The organism is Agrobacterium tumefaciens (assembly GCF_013318015.2).
Lineage (GTDB): Bacteria > Pseudomonadota > Alphaproteobacteria > Rhizobiales > Rhizobiaceae > Agrobacterium > Agrobacterium tumefaciens.
In genome coordinates this window covers 432,318-445,161 of sequence record NZ_CP115843.1, presented here as the reverse complement: position 1 = coordinate 445,161, position 12,844 = coordinate 432,318, and the positions used below count along the sequence as shown (strand labels likewise).

The 12,844-nt window shown below is 56.0% G+C and carries 9 protein-coding genes and 1 riboswitch; of the genes, 3 read left to right on the top strand and 6 right to left on the bottom strand.

What is annotated here, in order from left to right; translation table 11 throughout:
- Positions 1–4: 4 nt before the first annotated feature.
- Positions 5–412, top strand: coding sequence for a helix-turn-helix domain-containing protein (locus G6L97_RS25330; protein WP_236762717.1), 408 nt, complete (start codon positions 5–7; stop codon positions 410–412).
- 352 nt (positions 413–764) lie between these two features.
- Here the strand turns inward: G6L97_RS25330 and G6L97_RS25325 are convergent, their stop codons facing one another.
- The 5 genes from G6L97_RS25325 to G6L97_RS25305 form a co-directional block, all read right to left on the bottom strand.
- On the bottom strand, positions 765–1,793 hold the full coding sequence (locus G6L97_RS25325; protein WP_065703228.1) for a methionine synthase: 1,029 nt from the start codon (positions 1,791–1,793) through the stop codon (positions 765–767).
- A 24-nt stretch (positions 1,794–1,817) separates the two neighbouring features.
- A complete protein-coding gene (locus G6L97_RS25320; RefSeq protein WP_174004114.1) occupies positions 1,818–2,795 on the bottom strand; it encodes a DUF1852 domain-containing protein in 978 nt (325 codons plus the stop codon).
- A gap of 103 nt (positions 2,796–2,898) precedes the next feature.
- A riboswitch (cobalamin riboswitch) is annotated at positions 2,899–3,111 on the bottom strand.
- Between the two features lie 221 nt (positions 3,112–3,332).
- Complete coding sequence (locus G6L97_RS25315; protein ID WP_065687615.1) at positions 3,333–4,613, bottom strand: hypothetical protein; 1,281 nt, start codon at positions 4,611–4,613, stop codon at positions 3,333–3,335.
- 92 nt (positions 4,614–4,705) lie between these two features.
- Positions 4,706–6,673, bottom strand: a complete 1,968-nt coding sequence (locus G6L97_RS25310; RefSeq protein WP_065687614.1) for a glycosyltransferase family 2 protein — start codon at positions 6,671–6,673, stop codon at positions 4,706–4,708.
- A gap of 138 nt (positions 6,674–6,811) precedes the next feature.
- Complete coding sequence (locus tag G6L97_RS25305; protein ID WP_065703224.1) at positions 6,812–8,266, bottom strand: HlyD family secretion protein; 1,455 nt, start codon at positions 8,264–8,266, stop codon at positions 6,812–6,814.
- Positions 8,267–9,284: 1,018 nt separating this feature from the next.
- Here G6L97_RS25305 and ggt point away from each other — a divergent pair.
- Both ggt and G6L97_RS25295 read left to right on the top strand, forming a co-directional pair.
- Positions 9,285–11,042 (top strand): gamma-glutamyltransferase, encoded by a 1,758-nt coding sequence (gene ggt / locus G6L97_RS25300; RefSeq protein ID WP_174004112.1) that lies wholly within the window; start codon positions 9,285–9,287, stop codon positions 11,040–11,042.
- A 295-nt stretch (positions 11,043–11,337) separates the two neighbouring features.
- Positions 11,338–11,568, top strand: coding sequence for a BrnA antitoxin family protein (locus G6L97_RS25295; protein ID WP_060643007.1), 231 nt, complete (start codon positions 11,338–11,340; stop codon positions 11,566–11,568).
- Between the two features lie 282 nt (positions 11,569–11,850).
- Here G6L97_RS25295 and G6L97_RS25290 read toward each other — a convergent pair whose 3' ends face one another.
- Positions 11,851–12,750 (bottom strand): sugar phosphate isomerase/epimerase family protein, encoded by a 900-nt coding sequence (locus G6L97_RS25290; protein WP_112401537.1) that lies wholly within the window; start codon positions 12,748–12,750, stop codon positions 11,851–11,853.
- Positions 12,751–12,844: the final 94 nt, after the last annotated feature.

Genomic DNA, 12,844 nt, shown 5'->3' with positions numbered 1-12,844 from the left:
ATAAATGAGACTGTTTTTCAAGGCGTTGTGGTGCCGGGATTATACAAAATCAATCCCATTCACCTTGGGCGCAGCCAGAATCGGCGTTCGTGGATGGAGATGGCGGCAGCCGATAAAACGGAAACTAATCTTCCCACATGCGGTAGACCCGGCACTGACACCGGCGACGGCAGCCGAACATTTCCGCATTTCGGTTCGCTATGTTCACCGACTGCTGGAAGACAGCGGCGAGACATTTAGCCAGTTCTTGCTTCGGCAAAGGTTGCAAAAATGCGCGGACGATCTGCGTACCAAAGGTGGCTGCTCTATTGGAGAGATCGCTTTCCGATGGGGATTCAATGACCTCTCGCATTTCAGCCGATCGTTTCGGAACCAGTTCGGTGTCGCGCCACGCGAATATCGAGTGCAGTAGTGTAAAGCAAGCAGCACCCGTTTGACGTATACGGGTTCGTGGACGGTGGATAACGACGGAATTACCGCGGCCGGCGACTTGTCTTAACCCTCGACAGGATCAAAACCATCAAATCCTCAGTTGAGTGGTAATGAATGTGTAAATTTTTTAATCTGGGGACGACCTGCTCTTCGGAATTGCCGGCTTGAACAGGCCGTCTTGGCAGCTTGGCGCCAAGAGGCGGACATCCGTCGAAGCCTTCAGGATGATCCGCGTCGTGACCTTATAGCCATTCGTAAGTCTCCCAGCGTTTGTCGCGATGGGCGCGGTGGCGGCGAACGGCTGCCATCCGAAGGTTCAGACTATCAAAAAACTAAACAGTGAGCTCTCTTCGGACGATCTCAGCTCCTGCGCTCAAGGAATTCAGCTTGTCTCTTGCCACACGACGAGACAGGGGGGCCATGCCGCAATTGGTGCAGGGGCAAAGTTTATCTGCGTCGACAAACTTAAGCGCCTTGCGCAGCGTTGCAGCGACTTCCTCCGGGGTTTCGATGGTATTGCTTGCCACATCGATGGCCCCGACCATCACTTTCTTACCTCGAACAAGTTCCAGAAGATCCATTGGGACATGAGAATTGTGGCATTCGAGGGAGATCATACCGATGCCGGATTTCTGCAGCCTGGGGAGAGTTTCCTCATACTGCCGCCATTCTGACCCGAGTGTCTTTTTCCAATCCGTATTGGCCTTTATGCCGTAACCGTAGCAGATATGGACGGCGGTCTCGCACTTCAGCCCTTCAATTGCCCTGTCCAAAGTGGCAACACCCCAGTCATTCACATCGTCAAAGAAGACGTTGAAGGCAGGTTCGTCGAACTGGATGATATCGACGCCGGCAGCCTCCAATTCCTTTGCTTCCTCGTTGAGTATCCCGGCAAATTCCCAGGCAAGCTTTTCACGGCTCTTATAATGGCCGTCAAAGAGAGTATCGATCATCGTCATCGGACCCGGCAACGCCCATTTGATGGGTTGTTTGGTCTGCTGGCGCAAAAACTTGGCGTCTTCGACGAACACGGACTTCTGGCGAGACACGGCGCCGACGACTGTCGGGACACTCGCATCGTAGCGATCGCGAATTCTGACTGTCTCGCGTTTTGCAAAATCGACCCCGTCGAGGTGCTCGATGAAAGTCGTGACGAAATGTTGGCGTGTTTGCTCGCCATCACTGACGATGTCGATGCCGGCACGTTGCTGATCGTCCAGTGAAAGGCGCAGGGCGTCTCTCTTGCCTTCCAGTAATTCCTCGCCCTCCAGCTTCCAGGGCGACCAAAGTTTTTCGGGCTGCGCAAGCCAGGAGGGTTTCGGCAGACTGCCAGCGGTCGATGTGGGGAGAAGTTTCTTCACGATGGGACCTCTTCTAAGTGATGCTCAGGCGGGGCAGTGAGCAAACAATTGCTCAAGGACGGCGCGGTATGGCTTGATGAAGTGTTTTTCGGTGAACTTACCCTGATCCACCGCCAAGCGATTTCGTTCGTCGCGATCGTAAATGACCCGGGTCAGCGAATAGTCCTGGTGCTTCAGGTTGGGCTGGTAAAATGTCCCAGCTGCTGCGTTCGCATTGTAGATTTCGGGGCGATAAATTCTCTGAAACGTTTCCATCGTGCTGATGACGCCGATTAGCTCAATATTGGAGTAGTCGCCCAGCAAGTCCCCAACAAAGTAGAAGGCCAACGGCGCAACGCTGCCTGCAGGCATGAAGTAGCGAACCTGCAATCCCATTTTCCCGAAATACTGGTCGGTGGACGAGAACCCATTCTGTTGGTATTCGACGCCCATCACGGGGTGATGATTTTCGGTCCGGTAATAGGTCTTGCTGGTCGAGGCGCTGATGCAAATGACCGGCGGCTTGCGAAAGTACGAGCGGTAGGCATCCGACCGCAGAAAAGACTTGAACAGGTTTCCATGGAGGTCGCCGAAGTCGGCCGGAATGCTGAAGGCAGGAACGCTCTTGTTATGCTCCGGCAGCACAATGCTGAAGTCGTAGTCTCGCACATAGGAGGAGAAGTTATTCCCCACAATGCCGTCGATACGTTCACTGGTTTTGTGATCGATGATCGTCGTCTTCAGTATCTCGATGAGGGGAAATTTTTCACCTGCGACATCGAAGCTCATGTCGACCGAAATGATCTCCAACTCGACCGAGTATCGGTCCGATTTGGGATTATCCCAGTGCGCGAGGGCGTTGAAGCGGCTGTCGATCATGCGCATGACATTGCGCAGGTTTTCCTGCCGCTTTTCGCCCCTGGCCAGATTGGCGAAATTGGTGGTGATGCGCGTATTTTCTGAAGGACGATAGTCCTCATCGAAGGGTACGCTCGTGATCGTAAAAATGCAGGTCTGAGACATGTTGTGCCCCTATAAAGTTGGGGGCATGGGTCTGCGGACGCATAGCAAGACAGGCCGCGACAATGCAGCCTTTGCTACGGCACACTGGGACACCCCGCCCGTGGACGTTATTTCACCAAAGGCAGGTCTCCTGGCTCACGGATCATCACTTCCGTCCGTCTTCCCGGGGTAAACCAGTGACATATTGGACTTCAGCTCGCCGCTTACAGTTGCGGGGGCAGCGTCGGCTTTTCCGCATGACACGGAGCACCGACTTCCCTCTTAGCCCCGGCACGTTGCGTGCAACGACTGGGGAACCTTAGGCGTGACGACCATATTGTAAGCTACGTCATCGGTCAACATCATATAACGATATCTTTATGTCCTTAAGTCTGCGTTTCCATCGCCGGTTCCGACCGAGTAGCTTGCATTCGGCGCGGCAGTCAACGTTGCGGTTTTACGCTTTTCGCCGCTTTCAGCAGCGTCATGCGTCCCAGTTTTCAATCTCCGGCGCAACGGCCTGGAGCAATATCCTTCTGCTGCCGCCGAGACGGACGATTATCCCTCACAAAGACGAATACAACCGCTCTTTCTAAGAAAAGGGTTCCAGCCTTTCGCTGCAAGGATTGCCCAGGCAGTGGCCCCGACATGCGGCAACCTGAAATATTTGAAGTCGGCAAATGTCGAGGTCGGCCCGATCATCAGCCCGGTCGTCAGTTCGTCCCCGACTGTCGCGTAGATCAGGTTATCGGGAGATATTTGTGCGGCAATGGTGGCAAGCAGCGCCTCGGCCCGGTCGGCATCGCCGACCTGCTGAAACGCCAGCGCGGCCTGGGCCGTACCTTCCAGCCACACACCATCCCGATCGTCGTTAAAATCAAAACCTCCCGCAACCGCATAATGCCGATCAACCCAATGCAGAACACGCCCACTGCGGCCCCGAAACTCCGGCACGGCGAGAATGGGCCAGAGCTCGGAATCTATTCCGGACTGGCTCGAGTTGGGTGTGTCGCTTCCCGGTTGGCTGCCGACGTAAAACCGTCCCTGCTGCTCATTCCACATCGCATCAAGAAATTTGCGTGTTTTGTCCCGCATCGCCTGCCAGGCGCGCGCTCCCTCAATTTCGGCGAGCCAACCCGCAACGGCATATACATCGAGATTATGTTCCGTCGATTTCCACTCGAGTTTGGTCGGTGCAGGCTCATGACCGAATGTGCCACCTGTGTAGCCGATATCACGGACGCCCGCCGTATGCGCATCGATCCAGCGCATGAGTTTGGTCGCTGCCTGCACATAGGACGGATTGCTTAATCGTTCACTGGCAGTGAGAAGCGCAAGTGCCGCCCAGGCCAGGTTGCCCGTTGCGCTGCCCACCTGATAGTCATCCTCGACCCACGTCTTGCTGGCCTCACTCCAAAAACCGGGCAAAAGCATCGCATCATTTTCGTTCGCAACGGGGCCGGAACGGTAGGCGTTGCGCAGGCGGCCATCGCTGTAATAGCGATCGTTGTTGACGGCGAGCAGCAGCGCATCGGCAACCCTTTTTGCTTCGGCGTCGTTGCCACAGGAAAAAAGGGCAATCGTCGCCAAGGCATTGTCATAGGTGAAACCCGCATTTGAAAGAGCGGGATCAAGCGCTTTGCCGCCTGGTGCAGGCTCAAAGCTCCGAAATATGAAGGGGGTGGTGGATTTGTCCATCTTCCCAACGAGACCCGCACACAAGCTCACAGCAAGGCGGTCGCGAACTGATCCGGAACCGGTGCGCCCATCGCCAGCAGCGACCACTCCTGTTGTGAAGCAGGTCATGAGAACTGTCGCGACGATCGATTTGACAGACATGAGTTTTCCGTTTGGTAGGCGCTCTTCCAAACAAGCCCGCCTCTAGCTTGCGGTTTACGTCGAGCACGGTCCCGGGTTTGGCGCGAATTGTCTTAGCTGAAGGCCCTTGCGAGTAACATCTGCATGGACTTCAAGAGGTCGCCCTGTTCCGCGACATTTTCGGGCGCATTGCGGAAAAGCAGCCTCAAGATTGCACGATGCTGGTCGGCAGTGGGGGTGAGAGTGAATTTGCCGGGCGTTTGCGACACCTTCGTTGCATCGATCTGCAGCCAGCCCACATCGGGCACGTACAGGGACTCTGCCTCGGCGTAAGACCGGTTGAAATCCGCCAGGGTCGCGGTTTCGGTCGAAAGCGCCACGATCCGTACCGCCTTCACCTCGCTTGCGCACCGCAATCGGCCTTCGAGATCCACGCCGATCGGCTCTTCCTTGTCGACACGTGGTAACTCAATGCAGCAGATGAGGCTGGTGAAGGCAATCACCATGGCGACCGCCGACCAGATGAGGTTGAGACAATCTCGCGCCGAAAATTCTACAGGGGCGTCCCATGCGTAAACGGCGAGCAGAACTGAAACCGCGGAGGTGACGGTGACGATTGCGAAAAATAGCGCTGTAGGCCCATGAATGCGCACCTGTGACCGGTCACCACCTTTCTCCGTGACTTTAAAGGGACGTCCGAAGGGTTTGCGCATAGCCTGAAACAAGGTGATGGTGATGGGAACAGCGGTCAGCGCATGCGTCACTTCGGTGAACAGCGGTAGGGTGCGTTTTCCCGATATCCAGGTGGAGTAGGCCCAAAACAAAGCCAGTGACGACAGTCCAAATTTCATGAACATCAGCTCGTCAGCCTGGAGGGCGGAAACGCCTGTGAGCCAGTAGATCGATGGTGCCAGCAACAGGCAGAGGATGAAAGGCTTCGACAGCCAGCAAAACAGCCCGTGCAGATAATGCAGCCTTTGTGTCAGCGTGAACTTGCCGCGCCACAATGGTCCCGTCCGCAGAAGGCCGATCTGAATGGTGCCCAGGCACCACCGCGTGCGTTGCGTGATATATTCTGGCAGGCCCTCAGCCGATAGACCGACACTGAGTTTTTCGTTGAGCCAGCGTGTGACGTAACCTCGCTCCATCAGGCGGTAGGTCAGCAGCATATCTTCGGAAAGTGCATCATGCGGAAACCCGCCGAGCTCGTTGACCGCCGCCCGCCGCACGACAAAACTCGTCCCGACGCAGAAAGCGCAACCGACCGCGTCCTTGGCCGGCTGGAATACATCAAAGAATACACGTTGATCATCGACGAAGGAATTGCGGATGCCGAGGTTGTGTTGGATTGGGTCGCAATTAAAGTAAAATTGCGGTGTCTGCACAACTGCCACCTTGGGATCGGCGAAAAGACCGGTTACGCGACGAAGGAAGTTGGCCTGTGGCGCGAAGTCCGCATCCAGAACCATGATGAAATCGGAAACCTGTGGCAGCGCATTGGTGTGTTCAAGTGCATTGTTCAGATTTCCCGCCTTGGCATGTCTATTGTCCGGGCGCGTCACATAATTGACGCCGACCGTCTCGCAATAGTCCCTCACTTCCGGCCTGCGCGTGTCGTCGCAGACAAAAACACGCAGCTGCGGATATTGCATGGCCTGGGCCGCGATAACCGACTTCTCAAGGACATTCAAAGGTTCGTTGTAGGTGCAGATAAAGACGTCGACGAGTGGCGCATCCGAATTATTTTCAATCGCGGCTTCCCCTCTATCAGCCAAAAAAGACCAGTCCGTCCGCCTCGTCAGGATCAGGATCGAGCCGATGGCGTAAAGAACGGAGATCAGCTCGAAGGTGAAATAAATGTAGTTCCAGGCAGTCTCCAGAGAAAGCTCGAAGGGTGGCAGCGTATCGGTGGCGCGCCAAAATATGTAAAGGCCAAGAGACAGCAGCATAATCGCACTGAAGGCCAACCGGTCCAGGACCCTGCGCGGGTCGGCCAGTATGGTAAACAGGATCGCGCAAAGGGCGATGACAAGATTGACGTAGAGTACCGACTGAACATCGCCATCAGGGCTGAAATACATCGACTTATCCTCATGGTTGGTCAGGCGCGCGGCACGCCGCGCGTGAATGAGGTTGCTTCGAGTGTCTTAAACAGGTGGTGGGTCGCCCTGCGGGTTTGCATCGCACTCCCGCCGGGGCCCGTCCAATCCATGCGGGTGTCAGGATTGGGTGCGCGGTGCCTTTCCGGTGGCATCCGTATTGCCGAAAGGGTGCTGGGTGATGATATCGGGCTGATGTGCCCGGCCAGGCACGTCCGGCCGCTGTTGTGGCCACTCGATACCAGTGTGTGCGGATAGCGTATCACGCGACGTTTCGATCAGTGCCCATGCGGCCTGCCTGACATCCGGCAATTCGCTGACGGAGGTCTTTGCAAACTGGAACAGGCTGGCTGATGCTTCATGCACATAGTTCCGGGTTTTGCCGAGCCACTCGCGCGGCAGGCTCACACTCACCCACGTGCCGACCGAACAGGCGCCGTTCTCGGTCAATTTTTCCTGTGCCCTGCCGTCCATGCGAATATAGGCGTAAAGCTCTCGCCGCTCTGTTGGTGGAAAGGGCACGGCATAATCCAGGTCGACACGTTCGGTAGTACGTGGCACCAGGCGCTCCACCACCCCATCGGATTCTTCCGCCCAGGCATCGGAACTCACCTTCACCCGAGAACCGACGGAAAGCGCCTGTGCCTGACGCTCTGAAAAAATCGCCACGACGAAAGCGTTGCGACAGTCAAGCGCCTCCGCCAGCGTGTCGCCTGCAACCACTTCACGGCCGGTCGCAGCCACGGGCTTGTAGAGCGTTGTGCCCGGTGGAATGGAAAGATCGGCGCGGGTCAGCCTTTCAATACGTGCGCTCTCCGCCGATGCCAGCGTTTCAAGCTCGCTTTTGCGCGTCTGCATGGTGGTCATCTGCATCCGGATCTGCAGCAGATCTGCGGCCCGTGTGCGAATTTCCTGCTGAAGATTTTGCAGAGATTGCAAATCGGAGCCGATATAGATGCCTTGGCGCGCGAAGTTCATTTCCTTGGTGAGTTTGTCAACGGCGACTTTGGCAGCTTGCAGCTTTGTATCTTCAAGTTGTATTGTGTCCGCTATATCTTCTCCGATTCCAGAATACATCCCCTTCGCCATCAGCTTCTGTTTTCGCGTGGCTTCCGCTTTTGCAATTCGGGTCGAATAGGTCACCATCTGCAAGGCTGCATTGGCTGCCTGTAGGTCAGATTCGGTTCTTTGCAGTAACGCCGCCTGCTGACTGGCAAGATCCCTGTTCAAATCGTCGATGCGGCTGGCATAGTCGCCAATAATTCCGTTCTTCTGGCGAAGTTCATTATCGAGTGCTGCCAATTGCACCTTCAGGCCGATGAGCGTGGTATTGTCGACCTTGTCGTTTTCAATAGCAGCCTTACCGTTCTTGTCGGATACCTTTACCACACCGCTGATCGGTGTCGTCAGCGGAATGACTGGTGCATTTATGAGGGCGCGGTTCGTCTGAGATGTGAAGACCGGCGGAAACACAGAAGATGAAAACACCGTGGCGACAACGCCAAGGACAGTATAGGAGGCCAGCTTCACCGACGCACTTTGGCGCACTTCTTTGTTTCTATTGCGGAACAGCATGATATCAACTCCTGTTTTGTTGAACAGCCTTTCCTCCCGCAGTATTAAAATAGTCCACCAAGTTTTTTTGCGACGCAACATCGTTAAGATTGCATTAATGAATTTTTCGATATCGCCTAAATCATAGGCATCTGCCAGCGTTGAAATCGCAAAAACTCGTCCACGAAAAACTACAGAGCTAAATTTCAATCGTTTCGTATCAGCTGTGCCTTTTAAATGGCATCTGGTTATTGAACGAGCTCTCACCCGGCCGCCTAATTTGCAACCTATAGGCGCGTCCGCCTACTTCAGGCAGCGTTGCGATTCTGATTTCCCATACCGGCTGGCGATACAGCCAGCGTCCACATGTCTGTGTTCGTGGTAAGTGGTTTGCTGGTTCGGATGATGCTGCCTGAAGGTGTGAAGCTATCTTCGCGTGATCGCGTCGCAACAGGCTCCCAACCCTGCTACCATCGATCCGTTCATCGTGCAGGGGTAATCATAACAGAAGGCTCGCTGCCGAAGGGACTGATTGCGACCTGAAGTGTTGCCCAAGGCTATCACTTTTCAAGCCTTAATAGCTCCCCTTAGTCAGTTATCGGAGCGCAAGCGATATTTTTCGAGCTTTTTCTTTCATCGGCTTGGAACGTCTGGCGAGGGGCCGCTCAATAAACCTCTCGAAAATATAAGCTGCTAAAGCCACCACCACAGGGAATATCAGCCAAAGCGCCATGTACGCGACATCCTTCTTGTCTAAGCCGCCAATTCTTCGAATGATAGGTCGACCCTTCGACATGATGGACATGCGGCGACGCAGCCACCATAGTGCCGAAAAAGAGCGGCGCGCCAGACAGACGCTTAACAGCGGAGCGAGCCAACGGACGGGGCTGAAATACAGGTGAAGACCGAAGCTTTGCATCAGTGAAGGAAGAGTTCTAAAAGTGGCCGTGCCGTGGTCGATAGAGGTTCGGCCTGCCTGCTGGCTCAGTTGAATGCCCTGCTACATTAACGAGTTGTACGTCGCTGGAGGATTTGGCTGATGAAAATGAAATTTCTCGGTGAGGCATTTTTCGCCTTGATGCTTTCCACCGCAGTCGCCTCCGCGCAGCAGGCGTCCGACACGGTGGCGCCCGAAAAAGCGACCGATATTGCGACTGCCAAACGCATCGAGTCAAAGAGCTTCATGGTAGCGGCGGCCAATCCGCTGGCGACTGAGGCAGGGCGTGATGTGATCGCCAGGGGCGGCAACGCCATCGATGCAATGGTGGCGGTGCAGGCAATGCTCGGCCTCGTTGAACCGCAGAGTTCCGGTCTCGGTGGGGGTGCCTTCCTCGTCTATTACGACGCAAAAAGCGGCAAGTTGACCACGTTTGACGGCCGCGAGACGGCGCCGATGGAAGCCACACCGAAGCTATTCCTGGATGACAAAGGTCAACCGCTAAAATTCATGGACGGAGTGGTCGGCGGCCGCTCTGTTGGCACGCCGGGAACGGTGCGACTTCTGGAGGAAGCCCACAAACGCTATGGAAAGGCCGAATGGGCAAGCCTGCTGAAGCCGGCGGAAACGCTGGCTACAGAGGGCTTTAAGGTGTCACCGCGTCTTGCCTCCCTGATCGCGTCCGAGGGAGACCGGTTGAAGAAATATACAGAACCCCGGTCTTATTTCTTTGACACCTCCGGGGCCGCCCTGCGGGCCGGCGTTCCTTTGAAGAACCCGGCCTATGCCGAGACGCTTGCGGCGCTGGCCAAAGGCGGCGCCGATGCCTTTTACAAAGGGCGAATTGCCGAGGCGATCGTCAAGACTGTGCGCGAGGCGGCCGACAATCCCGGAGTGCTGTCGCTGGCCGATCTTTCCAACTATCGGGTCGTCGAGCGCGAGCCGGTCTGCTTTGCCTATCGTGCTCTTGACGTTTGCGGCATGGGGCCGCCGTCGTCGGGCGGAATCGCCATCGGCCAGATGCTCGGTCTGGTGGAAAATTTTGATCTCAAGGCGCTTGGGCCAAAAAATGTCGACAGTTGGCGCATTATCGGCGACGCCCAGCGTCTCGCCTTCGCCGACCGCGAGCGTTACGTCGCTGACACCGATTTCCTGCCGCTGCCGATCAAGGGCCTGTTGGACAAGACCTATTTGGGCGAGAGGGCAAAGCTGCTCGACGGCGATAAGGCGTTGACCAACGATGCCGTCAAGGCCGGCGAGCCGGAATGGGACCACGCGCTTCTTTTCGGCCGGGATGCGGCGATCGAGTTGCCCTCCACAAGCCATTTTGTCATCGTCGACAAGGACGGCAACGTGGTCTCGATGACGACAACGATCGAAAGTGGCTTCGGCTCGCGTCTGATGACGAACGGCTTCCTGCTCAATAATGAGTTGACGGACTTTTCCTTCAAGACCCATGATGGCGGTCTGCCAATCGCCAACCGCGTTGAGCCAGGCAAACGACCGCGCTCCTCCATGGCCCCGACGATCGTGATGAAGAATGGCAAACCGCTGCTCGCCATCGGTTCGCCGGGCGGCAGCCAGATCATCGGCTATGTAGCGCAGGCGCTGATCGCCTATATCGATTGGGGCATGCCTGTAGAGGCGATCGTCTCCCAGCCGCATCTCATCAACCGCTTCGGCACCTACGACATCGAGGCCGGTACAAGCGCGGAGGGTCTTGCAGGGCCACTGAAGGCGCTGGGTTACGAGGTGAAACCGGGCGAGATGAATTCCGGTTTGCATGCCATCGAGATAACCGCCGAAGGTTTGATCGGCAGCGCGGATCCACGACGCGAGGGAGTGGCGGCAGGGGAGTGAAACGCTCCGCCAGCGGAAAGGGCATGAGAATAGGTCAACACGAAGGGTGTGTATCTCGCCAAGGGGCGCTAACACCTTGACAAGAACCTGCGGCCTCCGAATGCAAGTGTGGATAACGGTGCACGATCTCTTCCAGATTGCGCGGGGGAGGCTGACGGTTTATCGGCAGCAATTACGTTCTTCCGGCTAACCACTACACGTGGGTTGCGACCACCGCTGTGTTTGACATACAGCCTGCAAACAGAAACTGACAGGCTGCGCTGTTCGAGCGCACGACACAAGAGGATATATGACCATGGCAACACCCCGACGACCGTCCAATCCGAAAGACGCAGCCGAGGCGCTGTTCAAACCGGCAAAGAAGGTCGCAGCGCCAGCCGTTGAACGGCCTGCAATTCCTAACACCAAAGAGCTTGTATCATTGAAAATCGACAGCGATGTGCTCGCGCATTTTCAAGCCGACGGTCCGGGCTGGCAGGAGCGCATCAACGATACCTTGCGAGCCGCAATGAATGCGTCCAAATAAGCTCTTGAAGAGTCCCGACCCCATGCCCCGTCAATAGCTGCCGCTTCTCGGCCTCGCGGCTCGTTGGGCAAGCGTGGCGCAATCATGCGCCATTCACAGTCAGCCCGGACCTCTGTCGAATCGAGAAGGCCTTCTCCGCGTTGAAGGCGCTCGTACCAGAGGTGGCCCAGTGAACGATCCCGCGACTGTGGGATAGCATCGAAAGGCCGGTTGATCTGGTCGAGCCACAAAAGCCTGGTCATATCGCAGGGCCTTTTCGACCACTCCGCGATTGAGGAGGAGTTACTTTGGCCAGTACTTGTTCACATACGTCTGTGTCTCACGAAGCATGAAACGGGCACTGTCTTCGGCTCGGTCCTCCCAAGCGAAAACGCAATTTGAAAGGACACCGTCGAATTTCATGTCGGCAAGAGTTGAGAAGAATACTTCCCAGTTGATCTCACCTTGGCCGAAGTCGGTGTGTTGATGGACGCGCACCTTCGCTCCAGGCGGATTTACAATGTAGCGCAGTTGCGAAGACTTGTTATGGTCATAGGTGTCTGCGAGGCGAACATGTGCTAGAAGCCCCTCGGTCGCTCGCAGGTTAGCAACCATGTCGGGACCGTAGAAGAAGGTATGGGGCGCGATGAACGATGCCTTTACAGCCTTTGAATTGATCGTCTTGATGATATCGATGGCAGGGGCGATTTCCTCAATCCAGTCCTCTGGATGCGCTTCGAGCGAGAGGATCAGCCCTTCGCGCTCCAGAATTGGCACGAGGATATCCATCGCACGGAAAAACTGCCCCTCACACGTCTCCGGACGATGCAACCCACTGCGGTCATTCAGGCTTCGATCCGGGGATCCCCCTCGCCCGAACTCCGAGACCAACATCGGGCATTCCATCTCAGCCGCAATTTCGATGGCACGCTTCCAGTTCTCTATCGCCGTTTCCCACTCGTCTTGGTATGGGCTGGCCCAGCGGTACATTGGCTGCAGCGTTGCCAGGCCCACCCCATGGTCCTTGAGGGCCTTCTTGAAGCTCTTTACCCTCTCGGGATAAACCTTCGGACGCGTCCACCAGGAGAGAAAGTCCGGACGGGGTGAGAGCTCAACATAGTCGTATCCCAGCTCGGCGGTCTTTCGGCAAATTTCCTCCAGAGATAAATGACGGATCATATGCGGATCGAGTGCGTGTTTCATCAAAACCTCCTGATAATATAAATTCGCCCCTTCACGGGAGCGTCGATGCGGACAAGCATCGCTTGCTGGACCACGTCGCGTGGGTGGCAATCAT